This is a genomic window from Lacticaseibacillus parakribbianus (assembly GCF_025490915.1).
GTDB classification, from domain to species: domain Bacteria; phylum Bacillota; class Bacilli; order Lactobacillales; family Lactobacillaceae; genus Lacticaseibacillus; species Lacticaseibacillus parakribbianus.
The window spans coordinates 161743-188533 of record NZ_JANQBA010000004.1 but is presented as its reverse complement, the minus strand read 5'-3'; the positions used below and the strand labels follow the sequence as shown (position 1 = coordinate 188533).

Sequence of the window (26791 nt, the reverse complement as noted above, 5' to 3'; positions counted from 1 at the left end):
CGTTTTCTATAGTAGAAGCACAGATTAGGAGGCCGCATGAAACTCGTCTTAGCCGAAAAGCCCAGCGTGGGCAAGGAGCTCGCCCGGGTCCTCGGGGCGACCAAGAAGCAGGAGGGCTACTTCGAAGGCGCCGGGTACCTGGTGACTTGGTCGTTGGGCCACCTGCTGACGCTCAAAATGCCGGAGGACTACCACCCGGAATGGGCGCAGTGGACCTTCGACACGCTGCCGATGATGCCCGAGTCGCTGGGCATCACGCCGCTGCGCGAGACGCGGCGGCAGCTGAACGTAGTGGCCAAGCTGGCCAAGCGAGCGGATGTTGAGGCGGCGATCATCGGCACGGATGCCGGGCGCGAAGGGGAGCTGGTCGCGCGGTACATTTTTGATTACCTGAAGTTCGAAAAGCCCCTGCTGCGGCTGTGGATCTCGTCGCAAACCGACGCGGCGATTCGAGCCGGCTTTGAAGACCTCAAGCCGGCCAGCGCCTACGAGAATCTTTATCAGGCCGCGCTGGCCCGGGCCGAGGCCGACTGGCTGGTGGGGCTGAACGTCTCACGCGCCTTGACGGTCAAGTACCAAGATTCGCTTGCCGCCGGGCGGGTGCAGACGCCGACGCTGGCCTTCGTGGCGCAGCAGGCGCGACAACGCGCCGCCTTCGTGCCGCAGGCGTACCGGCAGCTGAGCGTGACGACGCCGCAGGGAACCGCCAAGCTCGCCCGGCGCCTGAGCCAGGCCGAAGCAGATCAGCTGGCCGAAGCTTTGGCCGATCAGGCGCTTGTGGTGACCGCGGTGGCGCAACAAGACGTCGTCGAAACGCCACCTTTGCCCTACGACCTGAACACGCTGCAGCAGGCGGCCAGCGACCAGTTCGACCTGTCGCCCAAGCAGACGCTCAACGGCCTGCAGCAGCTGTACGAACGCGAGAAGCTGGTGACCTACCCGCGAACCGACTCGCGCTATTTGACGCAAGACCTCGCGGCGACCATGCCGCGGCGGCTCCAGGCCATCGGCGGCTACAGCAAAACGGCGGCGCAGCTTGCCCGCAACGCGGTCGCAACCCCCGGCGTCTACGACGACGCGAAGGTGCGGGACCACTACGGCCTGATTCCCACCGAGGAGCCGGTCAACTTGAGCCACCTGAGTGCCACGGAGCTCAAACTGTACCGACTGATTGCCGACCGCTTCATTGACCTGTTCAAGCCGGACTACCGCGCCACGGTCACGACCTACACGCTGGCCGGCGCCGGTGAAACCTTCACGCTGACAACCACCGCGGTGGTGGCGCCGGGCTTCAAGGACGTGGCGACCAGCCAAGCCGCGCCGCTTGCCGTCGGTGACACGCTGGCCGGCACCGCGGCGGTGGCGGTTCGCACCACCCAGGCCCCACCGTTGCTCAGCGAATCGGCGCTTTTGGGCCGGATGGATCAACACGGGCTGGGGACCCCGGCGACGCGAGCCGACATCATCGAGAAGCTGCAAAAAAGCCAGCTGATGCAAAAGGTCGGCCGCGGCCTGTCCGTGACGGCCAAGGGCAACCAGCTGCTCGAGCTCGTCAACCCCGCCTTGGTCACGCCTGATTTGACCGCCAAATGGGAGGCGGCCTTGGCCGGCATCGAGGCCGGCACGGTAACCCGGGCCACCTTCATCGCCGACATCAAGGCGACCACCACCGACCTGGTGCAGGAGATTCGCCGCAGCGACGTTGCCTACCGCAACCCGAACCTGACGCAAAAGCGGTGTCCGACTTGCGGCTCGCGTCTGGCGGAAAAAGCGACCAAAAACGGGGTGCGGCTGGTCTGCAGCAACCCGACTTGCAGCTACAGCCGCGCCAAAGACGCCCGGCTGTCCAACCACCGCTGCGGCCAGTGCCACAAGAAGATGGTGGTGCTGCAAGGGGCCAAGGGCGAGTACTTCAAGTGCCAAAACTGCGGCAACACCGAGCCCATCAAGAAGGGCGCCAAGCGGTCCAGCAAGCGTGAGGACGCCAAGCTGTTGAAGCAGTACAGCGGCCAGGACCAAGACGCCGGGGAAAGTCCGCTGGCCTTGGCGCTGAAGGCCGCGATGAACAAGCAGTAGCTTTTGTGGAGGAGACCGATGGCAACCAGAAAAACCGCAACCAAGCGCAAGCGCCGCCCGGCGCCGCGCCGCAAAAAAACCGACCACACGCTGAACTGGATCGGCTGTGGCTTCATTCTTGTGGCGCTTCTCGCCGGGTTTCACCTCGGCCTGATCGGCACCGGCCTGGCCAATTGCCTGCGCCTGGCGGTCGGCAACGCCTATCAGGTGCTGGCTGCCGGCTTGTTTGCCTTGGGCGTCTGGCTTTTGGTCGCCGGCCGACTGCCCAAGGTCGCGCCGCGCTACTGGGGTGGCAGCACCCTGGTGGCGCTATCCGGACTGGGGCTTTGGACGGCCAACAGCATGGGCAAGCTGGCCGTGCATGACCACTTCCTGCTGGTAACTTGGCGGTTGCTCAAAAGCGACTTCGCCCGGGCCAGCGCCGCCACCGATGTCGGCGGCGGCTTGCTTGGCGGCGGCCTGTTCAACCTGTTGGCCCCTTTGATCAGCCGCGTCGGGGCGGTGGTGCTGTTCGCCCTGGTGGCCCTGGTCGGCCTGGCGATTCTGCTGGGCATCACACCGGCGCAGTTTTTTGCCGCGTGTTCTTGGACCGGCGGCAAGCTGGCCGGTGCCTGGGGCAGCGTGGCCGAGCGGCTGGGGGGCTGGCACTGGCCGCGCCGCCAGCCCAAGGCGGCCAAGCCGCAGCCGGCCGCGACCACACCGGCGCCCGAGGTGGCCGATCCCCAAGGCGACCCGGCGGCCAAGGTGCTACCCGACCCGCTGCCGCAGGATGATTTTCAGATCAACGTGGCGGAAAAACCAGCGCCGCAACCACAACCGCAGCCGGCTCCGGAGCCGGTGCCGGTGGCACCGGCCGACGACGCCGAGCTGGCCACGGATTCGGCCAGCGACTACCAGCTGCCGGGGCTGGACCTGCTGTCGGCGATTCCGCCGGCCGACCAAAGCGGCGAGCTGGAGAAGATTAAGCAAAATCGCGTCAAGCTCAAGCAGACGCTTGAGAGCTTCGGGGTGCAGGTGACGGTCAAGGCGGCGACGCTTGGCCCGAGCATCACGCAGTACGAGATTCAGCCGGCCGTCGGGGTCAAGGTCTCCAAAATCGTGAACCTGGCCGACGACCTGGCGCTGGCGCTGGCCGCCAAGGACATCCGCATCGAGGCGCCGATTCCCGGCAAGCCTTTGATCGGCCTGGAGGTCCCCAACGCCAGCATCGCCACCGTCGGCTACCGGGAGGTGCTGGAGAAGACCCCGCCGCACCCGGGCAAGCCGCTGGTGATTCCACTGGGCAAGGACGTCGCCGGGCAGGTCGTGACCTTCGATCTGACCAAGATGCCCCACCTGTTGATCGCCGGGGCCACCGGGTCCGGGAAGTCGGTGATGATTAACGTCATCATCACGAGCATTCTGATGACCACCAAGCCCAGCGACGTGCGGCTGATGCTGATCGACCCCAAGCGCGTCGAGCTGTCGGTTTACAACGGGGTGCCGCACCTGTTGACGCCGGTGGTGACCGAGGCCAAAAAGGCCCCGTCGGCGCTGAACAAGGTGCTCGCCGAGATGGACAAGCGCTACCAGCGCTTCTCGGACACCGGCGTTCGCAACATGACCGAGTTCAACCAGAAGGCCCAGGCACAGCCCGAGGCCGGTTTGACAAAAATGCCTTACATCGTGGTGATCGTCGACGAGCTGTCCGACCTGATGATGGTCGCCGGCGCCGAGGTCGAAACCGCCATCGTGCGGCTGGCCCAGATGGCCCGGGCGGCCGGCATTCACATCATCATCGCCACCCAGCGGCCATCCGTCGACGTCATCACCGGCCTGATCAAGGCCAACGTGCCGTCGCGCATTGCCTTTGCCGTGTCCTCCGGGGTCGACTCCCGCACCATTTTGGACACGAACGGCGCCGAGACCCTGCTGGGCCGCGGCGACATGCTGTACGATCCGATCGATGCCGCCAAGCCGGTTCGCATCCAAGGCGCGTTCATTCCGTCCGAGGACGTCGAGGCCGTGGTCGCGGCGATTACGGATCAGGTGGCGCCGGCCTACGAGGCGGACATGCAGCCCAGCGAGGTCAAGGAAGGCGGCTCCGCCGAGTCCGACGACGAGCTGTACCCGGAGGCCAAGGCCTTCGTGATCGCACAGCAGACCGCCTCGACGTCGCTTCTGCAGCGGCGCTTCCGCATCGGCTACAACCGCGCCGCCCGGCTGATCGACGACCTGGCCCAAAACCAGGTGATTGGCCCGGCCGACGGCGCCAAGCCGCGCAAGGTCTTCGCCCAGCCCGACCCGCAAGACGGCCAGCAGTAAGCGGCCTTGGTTCGGCGGCCGCAAGCGCGAGGCTGCGGCCGCCCCGGCCTGAACCTGCGACTGAGCGACGCGCCGTCCATAACAATTGTGCCGGGTCCCCGGCACCAAGGAGTAGAGAGCTTGAGAATCGAACTGACTTCCGGCGTTCACCTGAACGTCATTCCCACGACCAAATTCAAAACCACCCGCATCGCGGTGCATTTTCTGGCGCCGGCCCAAGCCGAGCAGTACGCCGCCCGGACGCTTTTGACCAGCGTGTTGGAGACGGCCTGCGCCGCCTATCCGACCCAGGCCGCCTTGGCCGCGGAGCTGGAGACGCTGTACGGGGCCAATTTTGGCATCGGCGTCGGCAAGGAAGGCGGTCTGCACCGGGTGACGGCGACGTTGGACCTGGTGGCCGACGCCCTGGCTCAGGCGCCGCTGTTGGCGGCGGGCTTCGCCTTTTTGCGCGAGTGCCTGGGCCGGCCGCTGACGCAGGGGGGCCAGTTCGATGCCGCCGTGTTTGAGCGGGAGCAGGCCAACCTGATCGATTACCTCAACAGCCTGGACGAGGACCGCCAGACCCAGGCCAGCCTGGGCTTGCAGGCGCTGTACTTCGAAGACCCCGCCCAGCAGGTGCCAAGCTTTGGCACGGTGGCGGGGCTTGCGGCGCTGACCAACGCCGAGCTGTGGCACACTTACCAGACCATGCTGGCCCAAGACCAGATTGAAATCGTGGTGCTGGGGGATGTCAACCCGGCCGCGGTGACCGAGCTGGCCGGGACGCTGGGCTTTGCCCCGCGCAACCCGGCCCAGGCCCCGGTGCAGATCGATCAGGCCACGGCGGCCGTGCGGCGCCAAACCGTGGCCGTTAGCGTCAATCAGGCTAAGCTCGACCTCGGCTACCACATCGACGTGGACCTTTACGGTGCCGACTACTACGCCGGGCTGGTGGCCATCGAGCTGTTTGGCGGCTCGGCCTTGTCCTTGCTGTTCACCAACGTGCGGGAAAAGGCCAGCAAGGCCTACTACGCCAGCGCAACGTTGGACCCGTTCCGCCACTTCGTCCAGGTTCAAACCGGCATCGACCCGGCCGACGCGGCGGTCGTGACGGGGCTCATCGCCCAGCAGCTTGAGCGGGTGCAGCGCGGCGACTTCACGATCGGCCTGTTGACCACGATCAAGGACGGCCTGCTCAACGGCCGGCTGATTGCCTACGACGCGCCGCGCTTCCTGGCTCGCCAGGCGCTGCTTCACGCCTTGGTGCCGACGCACCAAGACGGCTACGCGGCCTTTGCCGCCGGCGTGGCCGCGGTGTCCAAGCAGGCGGTGCAGCGGGTGGCTTCGACCATGCAGCTGCAGGCGGTGTACCTGCTGTCCAACAAGGAGGAGAACTGATGGCTCAGACTTATCCGGAGGTCGGGGAGACCCTGCACGACGTCACGCTGCCCAACGGCTTGCGCGTCTTGATCGTGCCCAAGCCCGACTACCACGAGACCTACGCGCTGTTTGCCGTCAACTATGGCGGCATCGACGTGCGGTACGTGCCAGCGGGTGAAACCGAGATGGTGGAAGACCCCGCAGGCATCGCGCATTTTTTGGAGCACAAGCTCTTTGAAAAGGCCGACCATGACGCCTTTGACCTGTTCGGCGCCACCGGGGCGTCCAGCAACGCCTTCACCGGCGCCAACACCACGGCCTACCTGTTCTCAACCAGCCGGGCGGTGGCCGAGAACCTGACCACCTTGTTGGATTTTGTCCAAGACCCGTACTTCACGGACAAGACGGTGGCCAAGGAAAAAGGCATCATCGGCCAGGAAATCCAGATGTACCAAGACACCCCGGGCTGGCGCCTGTACTACGGCCTGCTCGGCAACCTGTACCCGACGCACCCCGTGGCCCAAGACGTCACCGGGACGCTAGCGTCCATCGCCGAGATCACCCCGGCGGCGCTGCACCGCGCCTACCGCACCTTCTATCAGCCCAGCAACATGACGCTGACGGTGGTGGGCAACGTCGACCCCCAAAAGACGCTGGACCTGATTGCGGCCAACCAGGCGGCCAAAACCTTCGCGCCGGCGACGCCCATCACCCGCGGCGTCGCCCCCGACTACGACGTGGCGACGATTCTGCCTTACCGCAGCCTGAGCCTGCCGGTCGCGCGGCCCAAGGCGGCCGTGGCGATCAAGGGCCAGCGGCCGGTCAAAGACGACCAGGCCGGCACCCGCTTTCAAGTCGCGGTGCGGCTTTTGCTTGAGATGCTGTTCGGCGACTCCGGCGCCTTGTACCAGGACTGGTACGATCAGGGGCTGATCGACGACTCCTTTGACTGCGACTACCAGGCCGGGGCGACCTACAACTTCCTGACCTTCGCCGGCGACACCGAGGATCCCCAGGCGCTGTCCGACGCCTTGGTCGCGGTGATCGCCAAGGGCGCCGACCAGGTGCTGGACCCCGCGCGGTTCGCCCGGCTGAAGCAGGCGGGACTTGGCAAGTACTACCAGGGGATGAACGCCCTGGACAGCATGGCCAACCAGCTGAGTACCCAAAGCTTCACGGCGGTCAACGCCTTTGAGCTGGCCGGGGTGATGCGCGACGTCACACTGGACGACCTACACCAGGCGGCCGGCCAGCTGTTCGATCTGGACGCTGTGACGGTTTGCCACGTGTTCCCGGAGGTGGGGGCATGAGGCGCTGGGCCCTGGTGATCGGCGCGTCGGGGGACATCGGGGCGGCAGTGGCCGCCCAGCTGGCCGCAGACGGCTGGTCCTTGTACCTGCACTACCACAAAAACGCCCAGCGGGTGGCGACCGCCTGTGCCGAGCTGGCCGCGGCCTATCCCAAGCAGGACTTCTTGAGCCTGCAGTACGACCTGACCGACGGCGGCCACCTGGACGAGCTGGTCGGGCAGCTGTTCGCCGTGGATGCGGTGATTTTTGCCGCCGGGCAGACCTACTACCACCTGTTCAAGGCCACGACGCAAGCGGAGCTGTCGGCGCTTGCGGCGGTACACCTGCTGACGCCGATGGCCCTGGTCGCCAAGCTGCAGGATAAGCTGGCGGTCAGCGGCCACGGCCGGGTGATTTTCATCGGGTCGGTGTACGGCGGCAGCGGTAGCGCGATGGAGGTCGCCTACAGCACGGTCAAGGGCGGCCAATCCGCCTTCGTTCACGCCTACGCCAAGGAGGTCGCAAGCCTGGGCATCACCGCCAACGTGGTGGCGCCCGGGGCGGTGGCGACTAAGATGAATCGCAGTTTCGACGCGGCGACGCTTTCGGCGGTTGAGGCCGACATTCCCGCCGGCCGCTTCGCCAAGCCGGCAGATGTGCGTTATTTTGTCCGGATGCTCCTGGACCCGGCGGCCGATTACCTGACCGGCCAGACCCTGTACGTGACCGGCGGCTGGCTGCAGTAGGCTTCTCAACAATTTCTTAATTCATCAGTGTGGGGATTCATGCTATACTGAAAATAGACATTCTAAGACTAGCGGGTGAAGAAAACACATGGATGAAATTGGGCAAAAACTGCGGACGGCCCGGATTGAAAAGGGGTACACCCTGGATGATCTGCAACAGATCACCAAAATCCAGAAACGTTATCTGATTGCAATCGAGGAGGGACGCTTTGCGGCCCTGCCCGGCGATTTTTACGTCCGCGCCTTCATCAAGCAGTACGCAGAGACGGTGGGGCTGGACGCAGACGCCTTGCTGACGCAATTCCAACAGGACATTCCGGACACGCAGCCGCAGGAATACGCGACCCAGTCGGTTGAAAACACGACGCGCAAGACCCGGGCCGTGGTCAACAGCCCGGCCAAGAAGCTGCGCCGCCACGGCTTTGCCGTCGGCATCGTGGTGCTGGCCGTGATTTTGGTCGGCGTGGTTTACTGGGTGGCTTGGCGTGCCCAGTCCGGCGACCGCCAGACGATTCCGACCGATTCCTCGTCCGTCGCGGTGTCTTCGAACAAGAAGGCCGACACCTCGAGCCAAAAGGCGGCGGCCTCAAGCAAAAAGGCGGCTGCGGCCAGCAAGAAGAAGGCGGCCGCATCCTCAAGCAAGAAGAAGGCGGCGACCAAGCTGGCGATCAACGTCGCGGCCTCGGACACCGCGCAGCAAACCGCGACGATCACCAACCTGCCGGCCAGCGGCAACAAGCTGACCATCGGCGCCGGTGACGCCGCCGCCTGGGTCTCACTGACCGTCAACAACGCGGTCACCTGGCAGGCGACGCTTGCCGCCGGCACCACCCAGGACGTGGCGCTGCCGGACGGCGCGACGACCTTCAGCATTCGCTCCGGCAACATGCCGCAGACCACCATCAAGCTCAACGGCACCGCGGTGGATGCGTCCAACGGCACCCGCATCGTTCGCACGATCACCTTCACCGCCGCCGCTGCCGCAAGCTCCTCGGAATCGGGTGAGTAAGATGAACCTTCCTAACAAGCTGACCGCGATGCGGATGTTTCTGATTCCGGTGTTCACGCTGGTTCTGGTCTTCGACTGGCCGAGCGGTGCGTTGACGTTGGGTGGCACCAAAATCGGCTGGAGCCTGGTGGTCGCGACGGTGATCTTCGTCGGCGCGTCCCTGACCGACTTCGCCGACGGGCAGATTGCCCGGCGCAACCATCTGGTCACCAACTTCGGCAAGTTCGCCGATCCGCTGGCCGACAAGCTGTTGGTGATGACCGCGTTCATTTTCCTCACCGCCAACGGCACGATTCCCGCCTGGGGCACCGCCATCATCCTGTGGCGGGAGCTGGCGGTCACCGGCCTGCGCCTGCTGCTCTCCAAGGAGGGCGAGGTGCTGGCGGCGGCCTGGCCGGGCAAGATCAAGACGGCCACGCAGATGTTTGCCATCATCTTCTTGCTGATGAAGGACTTCGGTGCGGGCTTCCCCATCGGGCTGGTGCTGTTTTACGCCGCCGTGTTCTTCACCCTGTACTCCGGCATCGACTACTTCTACAAGAACCGCGGCGTGTTCGCGGATTCGTTCTAGACAGATACACAAGACGGCCACCGCGCATTGCCCCAGACTTGGGACCTGCGTGGTGGCCGTCTTGTTCGCGTGGGGCTGAGCTCGGGGGTGAGCCGGCCGATTGACTGTGCCGGTGGTCGGCAGGCTTGGGCTCGGCTGGCGCGTGGCCGCCGACAGAACGGCTGGTTGCGAGCGGTCGGCGTTGCGCTAGCCGCTAAAGTGCCTTGGTGAAGCAGATGATGCGGTTAGCCTCCGTGAAGTGCAACGCCTGGTGGAACCGCAGGCTGGTGAGGTGATCAAGTGGGCAATCGCTGGCAAACTCGGCACATCCCTGCGCCTTGGCCCAGGCCTCACAGCTTGCGACCAGCGCCTTGGCGTAGCCGCGGTGGCGGGCGGTCGGCTTGACGAAAATTCCCTCCAGGTAGCCGACCGGGCTAGTGCTGGTGCCTTCCACGTAATCGTGGCGCAGCGAACACTGCGCAAAGCCGACCGGCGACCCCATTGCACCGATCAAGAAGAACTGCGACTGGCCTTGGGCGATGAGCGAGGCAATCTCCGCTCGAAGGGCGCAGACTTCGTGGTGTGGCCACATTAGCGCGGCGAGTTCTGCAAGTTGGTCCAGGTCTTTGGGGCCTGCGAGTTGCAGCATTGTGTGTACCTCCTGGTTTTGGCCGCCAGTATTTTGGCGGGGGGCTGTTATCTTTTGGGATATGCGTTTCGGTCGCGGGAGGCCAGGGTCGGGCGGGGCGGCGCCTACCCAATCTTTTTGCCGGCCGGCGTGGTAAACTGAGGCGGAACGCATAATCTAATAGAGGTGGCAAAATGCAAGCAGAAATCATTGCAGTGGGAACCGAAATCCTGCTGGGGCAGATCGTCAACAGCAACGCGTCGGTGGTGGCGGCAGAGCTCGCGGCGCTGGGCATCGACAGCCTGAACCAGCAGGTGGTCGGCGACAACGGACCGCGGCTGGACGCCGCGATCACGCTGGCCGAAAGCCGCGCGGATCTGATCATCTTGATCGGCGGCCTCGGCCCGACCAAAGACGACCTGTCCAAGCAGACGCTGGCCGCTCACTTGGGGGTTGACCTGGTGGTGGACCAGCCGAGCCTGGCGGTGCTCGACGCCTACGCCCAGCAGTGGCACAAGGTGATGACCCCGAACAACCGGGTGCAGGCGATGCTGCCGGCCGGGGCCACGCCTTTGCCCAACGCGGTCGGCTTGGCGGTCGGCGCCGTCAGCACGGTCGGCAACCGCCGCTACGTGCTGTTGCCCGGGCCGCCCAAGGAGTTTGCGCCGATGGTGTCAGGCCAGCTGGTGCCTTACCTGAGCCGGCTGGTCCACGGGGATGCGGTGCTTGAAAGCCGGGTGCTGCGCTTCTTTGGCATCGGCGAGTCGCTTTTGGCCACCGAGTTGGCCGACCTGATCGACGCGCAGACCAACCCGACTTTGGCCACCTACATCAAAGACACCGAGGTCACGCTGCGCATCACCGCCAAGGCGCAGACGCCGGCGGCCGCGCAAGCGCTGATTGACCCGATGGAACGGACGGTGCTGGGGCGGGTCGGCCAGTACTTTTACGGCTACGGCGACGCCAACAGCCTGGAGGCCGAGCTGGTCAAGGCGCTGGCCGCGTCGCATTGCACCATCACCGCCGCGGAGTCTTTGACCGCCGGCGCCTTTCAGGCCACGCTGGCCGGGGTCGCCGGGGTGTCTGCGTGGTTCAAGGGCGGCTTTGTCACCTACTCGAACCACACCAAGGCGACGCTGCTCGGGCTCGACGAGGCGACGATTGACGCGGATGGCGCGGTCAGTGAGGCGACGGCCAAGGCGATGGCCCAGGCGGCGCGGGAGAAGGCGGCGGCCGACTTGGCCCTGAGCTTCACCGGCGTGGCCGGCCCCGGGCCCAACGAGGGGGTGGCCGCTGGCACCGTGTGGATCGGGCTGGCGACGGCTGACGGCGTGACGGCGACGCTGTACCACTTCCCGGGTAACCGCCAGCTGGTTCGTGCCCGGGCGGTCAAAACCGGCTTGTTCACCGCGCTGCAGGCGCTGCGAGCGGCCGCAAAATAATCAGAACACCCGTTCGATTTTTCCTTGCACTTCCCCGAACGCTCTTGTAGAATAAGGGAAGACAAAACCTGATTGGAGGGTTCTCTTTGGCTAAAGATGAACGACAGGCAGCGCTTGACGCTGCGTTGAAGAAGATCGAAAAGAACTTCGGTAAGGGCTCCATCATGCGGATGGGCGACAAGGTCGACACCCGCATCTCCACGATCTCAAGCGGTTCTTTGGCGCTGGACAACGCGCTGGGCGTCGGCGGCTTCCCGCGGGGCCGCATCGTCGAGATTTACGGTCCCGAAAGCTCAGGGAAGACGACGATTGCGCTGCACGCCGTGGCCGAGGTCCAAAAGGCCGGCGGCACCGCGGCCTACATCGATGCCGAAAACGCGATGGACCCCAAGTACGCCTCGGCCCTTGGCGTCAACATCGACGAGCTGCTGCTGTCGCAGCCGGACACCGGCGAGCAGGGGCTTGAAATCGCCGACGCCCTGGTGACCTCCGGGGCCGTCGACATCGTCGTCGTCGACTCCGTGGCGGCCCTGGTGCCACGCGCCGAAATCGAAGGCGAAATGGGCGATGCTCACGTCGGCCTGCAGGCGCGGCTGATGAGTCAGGCGCTGCGCAAGCTCTCCGGCTCGATCAACAAGACCAAGACCATCGCCTTGTTCATCAACCAGATTCGCGAGAAGGTCGGCATCATGTTCGGTAACCCCGAAACCACCCCGGGCGGTCGCGCCCTGAAGTTCTACGCGACGGTTCGCCTGGAGGTGCGGCGTGCCGAGCAGATCAAGGACGGCACCAACGTCATCGGCAACCGCACTAAGATCAAGGTCGTCAAGAACAAGGTGGCCCCGCCGTTCAAGGTGGCCGAAGTCGACATCATGTACGGTCACGGGATTTCCCAGACCGGTGAGATCATCGACATGGCGGTCGAAAAAGACATCGTCGACAAGTCCGGCTCTTGGTACGGCTACGGCGACGAGCGCATCGGCCAGGGCCGCGAGAACGCCAAAACCTACCTAGACGAGCACCCGGACATGAAGGCGGAGATTCGCCAGAAGGTGCGTCTGGCCTACGACATGGACGAGGCCAACGAAGAGGCCGAAGAGGGCCTCGAGGAGGTCGCCAAGAAGGCCGGCAAGAAGCCCGAGGAGCCCGACATTTTCCAGGCCACGGCCAAGGACGACGCGCCAGCCGACAAGGATTCAAAGACCAACAAGGGCATCAAGTAGCCAGACCAAAGAGACCCACCCGCAAGCCTGCGGGTGGGTCTCCTTGCGTCTGGTGAGTGTGGCCGAGTGGGTTGTGGGTCAATCTGCCACCGGCACCTCCCGGGCGACCGGCTCGCCGATCACCGGCAACGCCTGGCCCAGCGTTAGGTCGCGCAAGGCGGCGATGGTCGCCGGCACCGCGGCCTCTTCCACCACCAGCGTCAGGGTGACCTGCGCCTGGTAGTCGGTGTCCGTGATGGTCACACCGGTGGCTTCGGCCCAGCGTTGCACCGGCCCCAGCAGGTGGTAGGGCAGGGGTAAGGTGAGCTCGCGCATGGCGACGCGTCGCACGATGCCGACGGCGTGGACCGCGTCTTGGACGCTGTTGGCGTAGGCGCGAATCAGGCCGCCGGCACCGAGCTTGATGCCGCCGAAGTAGCGGGTGGTCACCGCCACCACGTCGTGCAGCCCCATCGCCTTGAGCACCTCAAGCCCCGGCACCCCGGCCGTGCCGGCGGGTTCGCCGGCGTCTTGGGCCCGTTGAATCTGGTCTTGGTCGCCCAGCAGGTAGACCGGCACGTTGTGGTTGGCCTTGTACTCGCGCTTTTGCACCGCGGCGATGAAGGCCTGGGCCTGGGCCTCGGTGGTGACGCGGCCCAGGCGGGTGATGAAGCGCGATTTTTTGATAATTAAAGTGTTCTCGCCCGGTCCGGCGATGGTGCGGTAATCGGCTGACATGCGTAATCTCCTTGTGAGGTGATGCAAAATGCTGCAAGTGTTGGAGGCGGAAGTAGGCCGCCTGGCTAGTCTCAGTGTAGCACAGACCACCGTGCTTGCCGCGGTGGAAAACCGGCGCGGCCATCCGGTCTGCGTTCGGTGCGGCCAAAGCGATTTTGCGGCCCTGCCCGGCGGCCAGCGGTACTGCCTGGCCTGCGTCGGCATGGGGCGGGTGACCACCGCGAGCAGGCTGGTGCGAGCACGGCTTGGCCCGGTGCCGGCGGCGGGGCCACTGACCTGGCGCGGCGAGCTGACCGCGGCGCAAAAGACGGCGGCCCAGGCGGTGGTGGCCTCGGTGGCGGCCGGGCGCGACCACTTGCTGTGGGCGGTGACCGGGGCGGGGAAGACCGAGATGCTGTTCCCCGTCATCGCAGCGGCGCTTGCGGCCGGCCAGCGGGTGGCGGTGGTGTCACCACGCGTCGATGTCGTGTTGGAGCTGGCCCCGCGGCTGGCCGCGGCCTTTGCCACGACGCCCATCGCGGTGTGGCACGGCGGCGTGGCTTGGCCGCAGCCGGATGCCGCCTTGGTGGTGGCGACGTCGCACCAGATGCTGCGGTTTTACCACCACTTCGGGCTGATGATCATCGACGAAATCGACGCCTTCCCGTTTGCGCAGACGCCGATGCTGGCCTACGCCTGTGCCCAGGCGGTGGTCGGGCCGACCGTGCTGTTGAGCGCGACACCGCCGGTTGCGACGCGGCGGCTGGCTCGCCGCGGGGTCACGGCCTGAGCTACCTGCCGCGCCGCTTCCACCAGGCGCCTTTGCCCGAGCCTGCGGTGCTGTTGGTGAAGACGGCGGGGCTGCCGGCGGTGATTCCCCAGGCGCTGTGGCGTTGCTTGCACCGGTGCCTTGAGGCCAAGCGCCAGGCGCTGGTGTTCGTGCCCGACACGCGCTGGGTCGCGCCGCTGACCGAGGCACTGGTGGGCCAGGGCATCCAGGCGGCCGGGGTCCACGCCAGCGCTACCGACCGCTTGGCCACCGTGGCGGCCTTTCGCGCCGGACGCGTGGCGGTGCTCGTCACCACCAGCATCCTGGAGCGCGGCGTCACGATACCGCGCTGCGGCGTGATTGTGCTGGCGGCGGAACGCGCCCAGTTTCCCGCCAGCGCCTTGGTGCAGATGGCGGGTCGCGCCGGTCGGGCCAAGGCCAGCCCGGACGACCCGGTGTGGTACCTCGCCGGGCATTTCACCTGGGCAATCGCCAAGGCGCTGCACGAGATTCGGACCATGAACCGGCGGGGCCAGCGATGACCTGCCGGTGGTGCCACCGACCGCTGACCCAAGACTTCCCGCTGGCGGCGCTGGTCAGCCTCAGGCCGCTGCGCCTGGCGCGGCTGTGTCCCCGCTGCCAGGCGCGGTTCACGCGCATCAAGTCGGCGACCGCGTGTCCGGGCTGCGGCCGGGCGAACTCGCCGACGCTGTGTGCGGATTGTCAGCGCTGGGCGGCGGCCGGCTACCCTTCCTTGCACCACCGCGCCTTGTTTACTTACGGTGAGGACATGCGGCTGTTCATTCAGCAGTACAAGGGGCAGGGCCACTACCAGCTGCACGACGCCTTTGAAGACTGCCTTGACCTCGCGCGCCGCGGCGTCGCCTTGGTGCCGTTGGTCAGTGAGCCCAAGCACCTGGCCAAGCGCGGCTTTGATCCGGTCGTCGGGCTGTTCGGCCACCTGCCCCTGAGCGAGTGGCTGACCAAGGCCGACACGGCCCGACCCCAGGCGGAGAAAACGCGCCGAGAACGCCTGGCGACGCCGCAGTCCTTCACGGCGACGCTGCCGGCTCACCCGGCGCCGCGGGTGTTGTTGCTAGACGACTTGTACACCACCGGCCGCACCCTGTACCACGCCCAGCAGGCGCTGCTTGCGGCGGGGTACCGCGGGGAGATTCACAGTTTCTCCCTGATTCGTTAACAGAATATGGTTTGTTTCTGAAGCGCGAGTTCGCTATAATAGAGAAGAAGGGTGAAAGGGCTTTAACGCCCGGCCACCCGCGCCTGATTCTACCTCAGGCGGATGAAAGGGGAGAAGTTTTATGCTAACATACAACGTTCGTGGCGAAAACATCGAGGTCACCGATGCCATTCGGAATTACGTTGAAAAGCGCATCAGCAAGCTGAACAAGTTCTTCGAAAGCTCAGTCGAGGCGATTGCGCACGTTAACTTGAAAGTGTACCCGGACAAGACGGCGAAGGTCGAGGTCACGATCCCTTTGGCCTACCTGACGCTGCGGGCTGAGGAAACCAGCCCGGACCTTTACGCAAGCGTCGACTTGGTGACCGACAAGCTGGAGCGGCAGGTTCGCAAGTACAAGACCAAGATTAACCGCAAGTCCCGCGAAAAGGGCTTCGCCCCGATCCAGGTTGACACCCCAGACGCCGCTCCGACCGACGACGACAGCTTGCAGGTGGTTCGGACCAAGCGCGTGTCCTTGAAGCCGATGGACTCGCAAGAGGCCATTTTGCAGATGGACATGCTCGGGCATAACTTCTTCATCTTCGAGGACGCAGACACCAACGGCACCAGCATCGTGTACAAGCGCCGCGATGGCCGCTACGGTCTGATCGAAACCGACGAATAACAGCACGACGGCAGGCCAACGCGGCCTGCTTTTTTAATTCACCAGTGACTTGGCCTTGACCTGGCGCAGTTTTGGGGTTCGGGCCTTTCATTGAATTATGAACAATGCTAAAATAACTAGGATACTGTCAGGTATTATGCGCATATCAACATGACAGAGAGGATATTTTACATGGCGAACGTACTAAAGACATGGGTAGAAAGCGACAAGCGCGAAGTTAAGCGGCTTGGTAAAATCGCGGATAAGGTTCAAAAATACGAAGACGAGTACGCCGCGCTGAGCGACGAGCAGCTCCAGGCGAAAACGCCTGCCTTCAAGGAACGACTGGCCAACGGGGAGACGCTTGACGATATTTTGCCCGAGGCGTTCGCGGTGGCGCGTGAAGGCGCCAAGCGCGTCTTGGGGCTGTTCCCGTTCCGGGTGCAGATCATCGGCGGCATCACGCTGCACGAAGGCAACATCGCCGAGATGAAGACCGGTGAAGGGAAGACCCTGACCGCCACGATGCCGGTGTACCTCAACGCGCTGGGCGGCCAAGGCGTCCACGTGGTCACGGTCAACGAGTACCTGAGCGGCCGTGACGCGACCGAAATGGGCGAGCTGTACAACTGGCTGGGTCTGTCCGTGGGGCTGAACACCCACGACCTGAGCTCCGACGAGAAGCGGGCGGCCTACGACTCGGACATCACTTACTCGACCAACAGCGAGCTTGGGTTCGATTACCTGCGCGACAACATGGTGGTTTACAAGCAGCAGATGGTTCAGCGGCCGCTGAACTTCGCCATCGTCGACGAAGTGGATTCGATCCTGGTCGATGAGGCCCGGACGCCGTTGATCATCTCCGGCGGTGCCGAGAAGAGCAACGGCCTGTACATCCGCGCCGACCGCTTCGTGAAGACCCTCAAGGAAGAGGACGACTACACGATCGACTGGCCGACCAAGACCATTTCGCTGACCGAAAACGGCATCCGCAAGGCCGAAAAGATTTTCGGCCTGAAAAACCTGTACGACACGGAGAACACGGCCTTGACCCACCACATGGATCAGGCGCTGCGGGCCAATTACATCATGCTCAAGGACATCGATTACATGGTGTCCGACGGCGAGGTGCTGATTGTCGACCAGTTCACCGGCCGCGCGATGGAAGGCCGCCGCTTCTCCGATGGCCTGCACCAGGCGATCGAGGCCAAGGAAGGCGTCGAGATCCAAGACGAGAACGCCACCATGGCGACCATCACCTACCAGAACTTCTTCCGCATGTACAACAAGCTGTCCGGGATGACCGGGACGGCCAAGACGGAGGAAGAGGAGTTCCGCGAAATCTACAACATGAACGTGATTTCGATTCCGACCAACAAGCCGGTGATCCGCGTCGACGCGCCGGACATTTTGTACCCGACCCTTGACGCGAAGTTCCACGCCGTGACCGAAGACATCAAGGAGCGCCACGCCAAGGGCCAGCCGATTCTGGTCGGCACGGTGGCCATCGAGTCCTCCGAGCGGCTGTCGGCGATGCTGGATGAGGCGAACATTCCGCACAGCGTTTTGAACGCGAAGAACCACGCCCGTGAAGCCGAAATCGTCATGAACGCCGGCCAGCGCGGCGCCGTCACCATCGCGACCAACATGGCCGGGCGAGGCACCGACATCAAGCTCGGCCCCGGCGTCACCGCCGTGGGTGGCCTGGCCGTGATCGGCACCGAGCGGCACGAAAGCCGCCGTATCGACAACCAGCTGCGCGGCCGGTCCGGGCGCCAAGGCGATCCGGGCTCGACGCAGTTCTACCTGTCGCTTGAAGACGACCTGATGAAGCGCTTCGGCTCCGACCGCATCAAGGCGATGCTCGATCGCTTCAAGGTCGAAGACGACGAGCAGGTGATCCGCAGCCGCATGATCAGTCGCTCCGTTGAATCCGCCCAAAAGCGCGTCGAAGGGAACAACTACGACACCCGTAAGAACACGCTGCAGTACGACGACGTCATGCGCGAACAGCGCGAGGTCATCTACAAGCAGCGCCAGCAGGTGATCAACGAAACCGAGACCCTGCGCCCGGTTTTGATGGCGATGATCAGCCGCTGCGTGTCGCGCATCGTGCAGGCCCACACCCAAGGCGAGCAGAAGTCTTGGGAGCTTGACGCGATTTACGATTACGTCACGTCCAACATGGTGAGCGAAGAGGACCTTGACCGCAAGGACCTCGACGGCAAGTCCCAGCAGGCCTTGATTGACTTGCTGATGGGGCTGGCCGAAGCCAACTACGACGAGAAGCTCAAGCAGCTGGGCGACAAGGACCAGATGCTTGAATTCGAGAAGGTTGTTATTTTGCGCGTGGTTGACTCCCTGTGGACCGACCACATCGACGTGCTGGATCAGCTGCGTCAAAGCGTCGGCCTGCGTGGCTATGGCCAGATGAACCCACTGGTCGAGTACCAAGAAGAAGCCTACCGCATGTTTGAGGAAATGATCGCCAACATGGACGACGGGGTCACCCGCCTGTTCATGAAGGCCCAAATCCGCCAGAACATTCGGCGTTAAACCAAGCAGCCAGGGTGACCTGGCTGTTCTTGTCTCAGCTAAGAAAGGATGACCACGATGGAAATCGCAGAAATGAGAAACACCCTGGCCCAGTTACGGACCAAAATAAATCAGTTTAGGGGGTCGCTTTGACCTCGATGCGCTGAACGAACGCATCGCCGAAAACGAGGGCCGCATGGCCGAACCCGGCTTTTGGGACAACCGCCAACGCGCCCAAGAAGTGATCGACGCTAACAACGTGCTCAAAACCAAGCACGACAACTTTATCGCGCTGCAAGACCAGCTGGACGAGCTGGACGTCGCCTTCGAGCTGTTGCAAGAGGAGCAAGACGCCGATTTGCAGGCCGAAGTCGAATCCGACCTCACCGCCTTGCAGGAGAAGATGACGCGCTACGAGCTGACGCTGTTGCTCAGCGGCCCGTACGACGCCAACAACGCAATTCTTGAAATTCACCCCGGCGCTGGCGGCACCGAGTCGCAGGACTGGGGCTCGATGCTTCTGCGCATGTACCAGCGCTGGGCCCAGCAAAACGGCTACCAGGTGGAAGTCGCCGACTACCTGGCCGGCGACGAGGCCGGCATCAAGTCGGTGACGCTTCTGATCTCGGGCGACAACGCCTATGGCATGCTGCGCTCCGAAAAAGGCGTTCACCGCCTGGTCCGCATCTCGCCGTTCGACTCGGCCGGGCGGCGTCACACCAGCTTCGCCTCCGTCGACGTGATGCCGGAGCTTGATAACAGCATCGACATCGAGATTCGCCCCGAAGACATCAAAATGGAGGTCTTTCGCTCAAGCGGCGCCGGCGGCCAGCACATCAACAAGACCTCCAGTGCCGTGCGGCTGATCCACATTCCGACCGGCATCGTGGTCTCCAGCCAGGCCCAGCGCAGCCAGTTCCAAAACAAGGACACGGCCATGGGGATGCTCAAGGCCAAGCTGTACCAGCGCGAACAGGAGATCAAGGCCAAGGAGGCCGCGGCCATCAAGGGCACCCAGATGGAGGTCGCCTTTGGCTCGCAGATTCGCTCCTACGTGTTCCATCCCTACACGATGGTCAAGGACCACCGCTCCAACTACGAAACCGGCAACGGGCAGGCCGTGATGGACGGGGATCTCAACCCCTTCATCTACGCCTACCTGCAGTGGGAGCTCGCAGGCGCCAACCCGAAGTGAGCAACTGTAACAAGGCTGTTATCGGTTTGACGTATTCACATGCTATACTTTTGCCATAGTTTTAAAAAGGAGCGAAATCCATGATTCAATTGAAAAATGTGATGAAGCAGTACGACAACGGCGTCATCGCGATCAAGGACCTGAGCCTGACGGTGGACGCCGGCGAGTTCGTGTACCTGATCGGCTCAAGTGGCGCCGGCAAGTCGACGTTCATCAAGATGCTGTACCACGAGCTGACGCCAAGCGAAGGCACCATCACGGTGGGCAAGCATGATTTCGCCAAGATGGGCCCCAAGGACGTGCCGATGTTTCGACGCGAGCTGGGCGTTGTGTTCCAAGACTTCAAGCTGCTGCCGCGGTTGACGGTGTACGAGAACGTCGCTTACGCGATGGAGGTCATCGAGACCCCCGACGACGAGATCAAGCCGCGGGTGCTGCACGTCTTGAAGCTGGTCGGGCTTGAGCAAAAGCTCCGGCGCTTCCCAAGCGAGCTCTCCGGTGGGGAGCAGCAGCGCGTGGCAATCGCCCGGGCGATCGTCAACGACCCGCAGGTGGTGATCGCCGACGAGCCGACCGGGAACCTCGATCCGGAAACCTCCGAGGGCATCATGGAGATTCTCGAGCGGATCAACGGCGACGGCACCACGGTGATTATGGCGACCCACAACCGGGAAATCGTCAACGGTCACCCGCACCGTCTGCTGGAAATCGCCGGCGGCCGGCTGATTCGCGACGAACAGGGAGGGAGCTACGGTAATGAAGCCTAATGTATTGAAGCGTCACGTCAAAGACTCCCTCAAAAGCCTGCGTCGCAACGGCTGGATGTCGGTGGCCGCGGTTTCCGCGGTGACCGTCACGCTGCTTTTGGTCGGGATTTTCCTGGCCCTGATTGCCAACGTCAACCGCGTGTCCAGCCAGGTCGAAAACGACGTGCGGGTGCGGGTTTACATCCAAAAAGGCACCAAAAAGGCCGACCAAGCGGCGCTGAAGAAGCAGCTGAAGGCGATGCCGCAGGTCGAAAAGATCACCTTCCGCTCCTCCAAGCAGGAGCTCAACTCGATCGTCGGCACGTACGGCTCGCAGTGGAAGATGTTCTCCGGCGACCAGAACCCGCTGACCAACATTTTCCTGGTCGACACCAAGAAGCCGACGCAGACCATCACCGTTGCCAAGAAGGCCGAAAAGCTCAAGCACGTTTCCGAGGCGTCATACGGCGGCAACACCGCCAAGAAGCTGTTTTCGACCGTCGACACGATTCAGCGCTGGGGCATCGGCTTCACCATCCTGCTGCTGTTCGTCGCGGTCTTCCTGATCAGTAACACCATTCGCATCACGATTCTCTCGCGTGAAGACGAGATTCGCGTGATGCGCCTGGTCGGGGCGACCAACAGCTACATTCGCTGGCCGTTCCTCTTGGAAGGGGCCTGGACCGGGCTGTTCGGATCGCTTTTGCCGATGCTCGTGGTCGATTTTGGCTACGGGCTGGTGTACAAAAACGCCAACTTCTCGGTAGCCGCCAACGGCTTCTCGCTGTTCCCGACCCTGCCGTTCTTATTCTGGCTGGATCTGGGCATCGCCTTGATCGGCATCGTGATCGGGGCGTTGGGTGCGGTTGTCTCCATGCGCCGCTTCCTGCGCATCTGATTGTTGAGCTCTTTGGACCGCCTGCGTGGCGGTCTTTTTTTGCGGCCAACGGCAGACAAAAAACGTCCGGCACCAGTTCTGACCTGTGCCGGACGCGCCGAAGCCACCGGGAGTCCTAGAACCCCGGCAGCCTCGGTATTTTTTGCTGATTCGTTGCAATCTTGCGGTGTTGACCTCGCAGTGGTACTGCGTTCAAGGCCGCTTGGAGCAAGCCACGTGCCGAGCCCCTCCGCAGCTACCTCGCAAGCGAGTAGGAGAGACAGTGTGACTGCGCGTGGGTGGTGGCGCTCGCCCTGGTATTCGGGCCCATCGAGGGGCGCCGTAACGCGAAAACACGTGTGTTGAAAGCCAGGTTCGGCTTGGTATGGGCGGGGGTACTGGGAATGCTTATCTCCCGGCCTTTCCCCCTGGGGCAGTGGACGCGCAACGACCAAGGCCTTTGGCCGCCTCCCTGTCGTAGAATAATCATCCAAATTCAGTGTAAGCCCTGCCATTTTGGCCGTCAACAATTAAGCTCGCGCGGTGGCGGCCGCGTGAAATTGGCCGCGCGGCTCGGCTCGCCAATCCCGTGGCACTCGGGGCCAAGCCCGGGCCCCAAGCACCAGCCTTACGCTGGCCGGTCGCCTAAACGCCCCGCTTCGCCCTGGATCGTCGGGTTACGCCAGGCAACGCGGGAGCGGCCTGCTAGGACCGGCACTCGGGGCCAAGCCCGGGCCCCAAGCACCAGCCCTACGCTGGCCGTCCCGCTAACCCCGCCTGACTTCGCCCTGGGTCAATGTAAACCCGCCTTTACAAGAAATTTACCAGATTTTTTCAGTAAAGTATTCCATGCTATACTACACTGTGAAGGGAAGGGTACATGCCGATGCAGATTCTGATAACGATGGTGGGGCCGGTCACGCTGGTCGGCCTGGCCGTGGCACTATTTTGGCGGTTGTGGCGGGTGCGTCACGAACGGGCCGTGTTCCTGACGGCCATCGATCGGCACTGGACCAACTGGTGGGCCGGGCTGATCGGCGGCGTGGCGCTGGCCCTGGTGGTCAGCGGCGCCAGCGTCTTGCTGGGGCTCTTGCTGCCGCCGGCGGTGGGACTGGCGCTTTCTGGGCTGTGCGTGGCCGGACTTTTGCTGTCCGGGCTGGGCTTTGGCACCTGGTCGCTGGGGCTGGCCGGCCTGGTGGTGGTCGCCTCGACGCGTTACCTGAACGTGGCGGCCCTCCACGCTGGCGGTACCGGCTGGAGCTGGCGGCTGGCGGCGCTTATCGCACTGCTGTGGCTGGGCAACGGGCTGCTTTTGCGTTTCTTGAACCCGCCAATCGACGTCCCCAGCGTTCGCGGCTCGCGGCGTGGGGTGCAGGTCGCGACTTACGCCAGGCGCCAGTTCTACTGGGTGCCGTTGGTGCTGCCGGTGAGCGGCGACTGGTTCAACCGGCTGCCGTACTGGCCGCAGCTGACCGTTTTGGATCAGCGCTTCGCCTTGATCGGGCTGCCGCTGGTGATTGGGGCGGCCTTGACCACTCGCAAGCAGCTGCCCGGTACCGCGCTTGATTCGATCAGCCGGGTCTACCTGATCGGTGGGGTGGCGGCGGCGCTTGCGGCCGGCATCGGCTGGTGGCACCAGGACCTGGGCCTGGGGGTGCAGATTGCCTTGGCGGTGCTGGCGCTTGGCCTGGCCGTGGCAACGCGCGTGGCGGCACGACGCGGGGCAGCCTACATCTCGGCCACGGCCAGCGGGGTGCGGCTGGTCGCCGTTTTGCCCGACACGCCGGCGGCCAAAATGGGGCTTGAGGCCGGCGACATCGTGCTGCTGGCCAATCAGGTGCCGGTCACCACGGCGGCCGAGCTTTACGCCGCCTTGCAGGCGCATCCGACGTATTGCCGGCTGAAGGTGCAACGGCTGGACGGCCGCATCAAGCTGGCGGAGACCGCGATTTTTGCCGGCGCCCCGCACGAGCTGGGCATGGTCACCTTCGACCCCAACCCCACGCCTGACGCAGACTAGGAGGACGCAATGAAAAAGATCTTAGTGGTCGATGACGAACCCGCCATCGTGACGTTACTGAAGTACAACCTGGAAAAGGAGCACTACGCGGTGACCACCGCCGCAGACGGCGACACGGCGCTGAGCCTGGCGCTGCAAGGGGCCTTTGACTTCATTATTTTGGACCTGATGCTGCCGGGGCTCGACGGCTTCGAGATCACACGCAAGCTGCGCAACGCCAACAATGCCACCCCGATCATGATTCTGACGGCCAAGGATGACGAGACGGACAAAATCGTCGGCCTGGAGCTCGGCGCCGACGATTACGTCACCAAGCCGTTCTCGCCGCGCGAGATCATCGCGCGGCTCAAGGCCATCGACCGGCGCGTCCAGGTCGCCCAAAGCCCAAGCGGCACCCCGAAGATTGTGATCGGCGACCTCGCCATCGACCCGGACAACATGCGGGCGACCAAGCGCAACGTGCCGGTGACCTTGACGCCCAAGGAGTTCGAGCTGCTGGCCTTTTTCGCCACGCGGCTGGGCAACATCTTGTCGCGCGAGGCGATCTTGAACGGCGTGTGGGGCTTCGACTACCCGGCCGAGACCCGCATGGTGGACATTCAAGTCAGCCACCTGAGAGACAAAATCGAAGACGATGCCAAGCACCCGGTGTACATCAAGACGGTGCGGGGCTTCGGTTATCAAATGGAGGTGCCGCATGATTAAGTTCGTTCGGCACTACGCCTGGGCATGCATCGCGGCAGTCTCAGGCTTTTTCTTACTGCTCGTCGGGGTCGATCACCTGCTTTACACCCAGCAAAGCACGCACCTGCAGGCGGTGTATCGCACCTACGCGGATCTCGGCGGCACCTCAAGCGTTGCGGTGCGGCTGGCCAAAGACAACCACGTCACCATCACCCGGCTGACCGGCAAGCCCCAGACGCAGCGCGAGGACCTGCTGCAGGACCTGGTGGATCGCAAACGCACGATCATCGACGAAAGCACGGTGCTTCTGGTGAGCGGCCGACCGGAGCAGATTTACGTCGGGGGGCGCGATAACATTTTCGTCGGCGTCTGGCAGAAAAAGGCCACGCTGTTCGGCGTCGCGCCGCAGCTGGGCCTCGCCTTCGTGGTGCTTTACGCCGCCGGCTGCGCCGCCTTGGCGACCTGGATTCTGCGCCGCAACCGCTACTGGCACGGCCACGTCGCGCAGATGGCCCACAACGTCGCCGCCATCCGCAGGGAACACCCAGTCGAGCCGATCATCGCGTCGCCTGGGTCGCCCTTTGCCGAGCTGACCCGCGAAATCGAGCGGCTGGACCAAACCGCCGCGCATCTGCGCCAGAAGGTCGCGCTGCGCCAGGCCAGCTTCGACCGGCTGATCGACCACCTGCCGCAGGGCGTGATGCTGATCGACACCGACCGCGCCGTTTTGCTCGCCAACCCGGCGATGCAGCAGTTCGTCGGCCACGAGATCTCGCCGCGCCAGCACAACTACCTGGACGACGTGAAGACCTACGCGCTGGCTCGCCTGATCGAACACACCTACCGCAGCCGCAAGTCGCACCACCAGGAGGTCACCCTGATGACCACCCAAAAGGCGGTGGATGCCAACGTGATCGCGCTGACCGGCACCGATCGGCTGCAGGTGCTGGTGATTCTCTACGACGTCTCCTACCTGCGCCAGGTCGAGCAGATGCAGCTGGATTTTGTCGGCAACGTCTCCCACGAGCTCAAGACGCCGGTCACGGCGATCAGCGGGTTCACCGAGACCCTGCTGGACGGCGCCAAGAACGATCCGGCCACCCTCGACCAGTTTCTCACCATTATCCACGACGAAAGCCTGCGCCTGACCCAGCTGATTCAAGACATCCTGACGCTGTCGCGGCCGGAAGCCGCCCAGGCCAACGCGGTGGTCAACGTGCGGGACCTGGTGCAACGGGCCTTGCAGCCGCTGCAGGCGCCGGTAGCGGCCAAGCACCTCCGCATCGACATTGAGGTGCCGACGGACCTGACGGTGACCACCGTCCCGGCCAAGCTGTCGCAGGTGGTGCGTAACCTGCTGAACAACGCGGTGTTTTACAATCGCGAAGGCGGCAGCATCACCATCACCGCCGCCGCCGCCGCGACCGGTTGGCAGCTGGCCGTGGCCGACACCGGCATCGGCATCCGTGAGGAAGACCAAGCCCGGGTGTTCGAGCGGTTCTACCGCGTCGACAAGGCCCGCAGCCGCCACAACGGCGGCACGGGCCTGGGGCTGGCCATTGTGCATGAAATGGTGCAGCAGCTACAAGGCGAGCTGCACCTGAAGAGCCAAGTCGGCGTCGGCTCGCGCTTCACCGTCACGCTGCCCAACGCCGGGGCGTAGGCTAGCACCGCCGACCGCGGCGATCCGCGCCACCGCATCGGGTACAGCCGCGGGTTGGCAATGCGGGCCACGGTTGGTCCTCGCCGGCGCTGCCAGGTGTGGCTCGGTGGTCCTCGGGTGACGGCGGCCGCCGGCGCAACTCGTGGTATCGCCACCGGCACCGGCGGCGTATACTGAAGCCGAATGATTTTACATGATTTTTACAATTGCCGGGTGGGATTTTTACATTGGGTTGCTAAACTGGTTAGAGTTACGAATTCGGAGGGTCCAACGTGAAGAAAATTCTCGCAATTCTGGCAGCCTTTTGCCTCACAATTTTGACCGCGTGCGGCGCCCAAAGCGCCGGGGAATCGATCACCGCGGTGGGGTCAAGCGCCCTGCAGCCGCTGGTCGAGGCCGCGGCCTCGCAGTTCCAAACCGACAACCTCGGCGTGTTCATCAACGTCCAGGGCGGCGGCTCCGGCACTGGTCTGTCGCAGATTCAGCAGGGCGCAGTAGAAATCGGGAACTCCGACCTGTTCGCCCAGGAGAAGGACGGCATCGACGCGGCTAAGCTGGTCGACCACCGCGTGGCGGTCGTCGGTATCGCGCCAATCGTCAACAAGCAGGTGGGGGTGACCAGCCTGAACGTGGTCCAGCTGCGGCGCCTGTTCACCGGCGAGATCACCAACTGGAAGCAGGTCGGCGGTCGCGACCTGCCGGTGGTGGTGGTCAACCGCGCCCAGGGCTCCGGCACCCGGGCGACGTTCGAGAAGTGGGTGTTGCAGGACCGCCAGCCCAAGGCGGCCCAGGAGCAAGACTCCACGGGGATGGTGCGGTCGATTGTCGCCAGCACCCCGGGGGCGGTGTCTTACGTCGCCTTTTCCTACGTCGACAAGACCGTGCAGCCGCTGGCCTTGAGCGGCGTCAAGCCGACCGATGCGAACGTCACCACCAACGCCTGGCCGATCTGGTCTTACGAGCACATGTACACGCGCGGCCAGCCGACGGGGCTGACCAAGCGCTTCTTGGCCTACGTGCAATCGCCTGCGACCCAGGAGCGGCTGGTGGCCAAAATGGGCTACATCCCGATGACGAAGATGCAAGTGGAACGCGACGCCGACGGCAACGTCACCAAGCGTTAGGAGGAAGCC

At 64.0% G+C, this 26791-nt stretch carries 23 protein-coding genes and 1 pseudogene; 22 read left to right on the top strand and 2 right to left on the bottom strand.

Features of this window, described 5'->3' with window-relative positions; all coding sequences use genetic code 11:
* Positions 1-36: 36 nt before the first annotated feature.
* The 8 genes and pseudogenes from NUH19_RS05420 (at position 37) to pgsA (ending at position 9354) form a co-directional block, all read left to right on the top strand.
* Complete coding sequence (locus tag NUH19_RS05420) at positions 37-2076, top strand: DNA topoisomerase 3 (RefSeq protein WP_262315534.1); 2040 nt, start codon at positions 37-39, stop codon at positions 2074-2076.
* An 18-nt stretch (positions 2077-2094) separates the two neighbouring features.
* A complete protein-coding gene (locus NUH19_RS05415) occupies positions 2095-4380 on the top strand; it encodes a DNA translocase FtsK (RefSeq protein WP_262315533.1) in 2286 nt (761 codons plus the stop codon).
* Positions 4381-4500: 120 nt separating this feature from the next.
* On the top strand, positions 4501-5757 hold the full coding sequence (gene yfmF / locus NUH19_RS05410; RefSeq protein ID WP_262315532.1) for an EF-P 5-aminopentanol modification-associated protein YfmF: 1257 nt from the start codon (positions 4501-4503) through the stop codon (positions 5755-5757).
* Positions 5754-7049 (top strand): EF-P 5-aminopentanol modification-associated protein YfmH, encoded by a 1296-nt coding sequence (gene yfmH, locus NUH19_RS05405; protein ID WP_338085538.1) that lies wholly within the window; start codon positions 5754-5756, stop codon positions 7047-7049. Before yfmF ends, yfmH begins: the two co-directional genes overlap by 4 nt.
* Positions 7046-7774: an elongation factor P 5-aminopentanone reductase gene (gene ymfI / locus NUH19_RS05400; protein WP_262315530.1), complete on the top strand. Its 729-nt coding sequence runs from the start codon at positions 7046-7048 to the stop codon at positions 7772-7774. Before yfmH ends, ymfI begins: the two co-directional genes overlap by 4 nt.
* 88 nt (positions 7775-7862) lie before the next feature.
* Positions 7863-8063 (top strand): annotated as a pseudogene (locus NUH19_RS13180) (helix-turn-helix domain-containing protein); the annotation flags it as partial.
* Between the two features lie 159 nt (positions 8064-8222).
* Positions 8223-8783, top strand: coding sequence for a RodZ domain-containing protein (locus NUH19_RS13175; protein ID WP_420844671.1), 561 nt, complete (start codon positions 8223-8225; stop codon positions 8781-8783).
* A gap of 1 nt (position 8784) precedes the next feature.
* Entirely contained in the window at positions 8785-9354 is a 570-nt protein-coding gene (pgsA, locus tag NUH19_RS05390) for a CDP-diacylglycerol--glycerol-3-phosphate 3-phosphatidyltransferase (RefSeq protein WP_262315528.1), read from the top strand.
* 193 nt (positions 9355-9547) lie between these two features.
* On the opposite strand, the gene aac(6') is transcribed toward pgsA, so the two are convergent.
* Positions 9548-9982: an aminoglycoside 6'-N-acetyltransferase gene (gene aac(6'), locus NUH19_RS05385; RefSeq protein ID WP_262315527.1), complete on the bottom strand. Its 435-nt coding sequence runs from the start codon at positions 9980-9982 to the stop codon at positions 9548-9550.
* Between the two features lie 173 nt (positions 9983-10155).
* Here aac(6') and NUH19_RS05380 point away from each other — a divergent pair, with 173 nt between their 5' ends.
* Both NUH19_RS05380 and recA read left to right on the top strand, forming a co-directional pair.
* Positions 10156-11403 carry a competence/damage-inducible protein A gene (locus NUH19_RS05380; RefSeq protein ID WP_262315526.1) on the top strand — a complete coding sequence of 416 codons (1248 nt, stop codon included), beginning with the start codon at positions 10156-10158 and terminating at the stop codon, positions 11401-11403.
* An 86-nt stretch (positions 11404-11489) separates the two neighbouring features.
* Entirely contained in the window at positions 11490-12626 is a 1137-nt protein-coding gene (recA, locus tag NUH19_RS05375) for a recombinase RecA (RefSeq protein WP_262315525.1), read from the top strand.
* A 78-nt stretch (positions 12627-12704) separates the two neighbouring features.
* Here the strand turns inward: recA and NUH19_RS05370 are convergent, their stop codons facing one another.
* Complete coding sequence (locus NUH19_RS05370) at positions 12705-13343, bottom strand: YigZ family protein (protein WP_262315524.1); 639 nt, start codon at positions 13341-13343, stop codon at positions 12705-12707.
* Between the two features lie 28 nt (positions 13344-13371).
* Between NUH19_RS05370 and NUH19_RS05365 the strand changes: the two genes are divergently transcribed.
* From NUH19_RS05365 to NUH19_RS05310, 12 genes are all read left to right on the top strand, one after another.
* Positions 13372-14112 (top strand): DEAD/DEAH box helicase, encoded by a 741-nt coding sequence (locus tag NUH19_RS05365; protein WP_262315523.1) that lies wholly within the window; start codon positions 13372-13374, stop codon positions 14110-14112.
* A gap of 32 nt (positions 14113-14144) precedes the next feature.
* The gene (locus NUH19_RS05360; protein WP_262315522.1) at positions 14145-14633 is read left to right on the top strand and encodes a helicase-related protein; all 489 of its coding nucleotides are present in this window, start codon (positions 14145-14147) and stop codon (positions 14631-14633) included.
* Positions 14630-15292 carry a ComF family protein gene (locus NUH19_RS05355; protein WP_262315521.1) on the top strand — a complete coding sequence of 221 codons (663 nt, stop codon included), beginning with the start codon at positions 14630-14632 and terminating at the stop codon, positions 15290-15292. The genes NUH19_RS05360 and NUH19_RS05355 overlap by 4 nt, the downstream gene beginning before the upstream one ends.
* Positions 15293-15413: 121 nt before the next feature.
* On the top strand, positions 15414-15959 hold the full coding sequence (hpf, locus tag NUH19_RS05350) for a ribosome hibernation-promoting factor, HPF/YfiA family (protein ID WP_262315520.1): 546 nt from the start codon (positions 15414-15416) through the stop codon (positions 15957-15959).
* Between the two features lie 171 nt (positions 15960-16130).
* Positions 16131-18494 carry a preprotein translocase subunit SecA gene (gene secA, locus NUH19_RS05345; RefSeq protein WP_262315519.1) on the top strand — a complete coding sequence of 788 codons (2364 nt, stop codon included), beginning with the start codon at positions 16131-16133 and terminating at the stop codon, positions 18492-18494.
* A 57-nt stretch (positions 18495-18551) separates the two neighbouring features.
* A protein-coding gene (gene prfB, locus NUH19_RS05340) for a peptide chain release factor 2 (RefSeq protein WP_262315518.1) occupies positions 18552-19668 on the top strand; the annotation gives its coding sequence in 2 pieces (ribosomal slippage) (positions 18552-18623 and positions 18625-19668; 1116 coding nt in all).
* 80 nt (positions 19669-19748) lie between these two features.
* On the top strand, positions 19749-20435 hold the full coding sequence (ftsE, locus tag NUH19_RS05335) for a cell division ATP-binding protein FtsE (RefSeq protein ID WP_262315517.1): 687 nt from the start codon (positions 19749-19751) through the stop codon (positions 20433-20435).
* The gene (gene ftsX, locus NUH19_RS05330) at positions 20425-21312 is read left to right on the top strand and encodes a permease-like cell division protein FtsX (protein WP_262315516.1); all 888 of its coding nucleotides are present in this window, start codon (positions 20425-20427) and stop codon (positions 21310-21312) included. Before ftsE ends, ftsX begins: the two co-directional genes overlap by 11 nt.
* An 865-nt stretch (positions 21313-22177) precedes the next feature.
* Positions 22178-23311, top strand: a complete 1134-nt coding sequence (locus NUH19_RS05325) for a PDZ domain-containing protein (protein ID WP_262315515.1) — start codon at positions 22178-22180, stop codon at positions 23309-23311.
* A 9-nt stretch (positions 23312-23320) separates the two neighbouring features.
* The gene (locus tag NUH19_RS05320; protein WP_262315514.1) at positions 23321-24016 is read left to right on the top strand and encodes a response regulator transcription factor; all 696 of its coding nucleotides are present in this window, start codon (positions 23321-23323) and stop codon (positions 24014-24016) included.
* Positions 24009-25658 carry a two-component system histidine kinase PnpS gene (pnpS, locus tag NUH19_RS05315; protein ID WP_262315513.1) on the top strand — a complete coding sequence of 550 codons (1650 nt, stop codon included), beginning with the start codon at positions 24009-24011 and terminating at the stop codon, positions 25656-25658. The genes NUH19_RS05320 and pnpS overlap by 8 nt, the downstream gene beginning before the upstream one ends.
* Before the next feature lie 272 nt (positions 25659-25930).
* On the top strand, positions 25931-26782 hold the full coding sequence (locus tag NUH19_RS05310) for a phosphate ABC transporter substrate-binding protein PstS family protein (protein ID WP_262315512.1): 852 nt from the start codon (positions 25931-25933) through the stop codon (positions 26780-26782).
* Positions 26783-26791 lie beyond the last annotated feature (9 nt).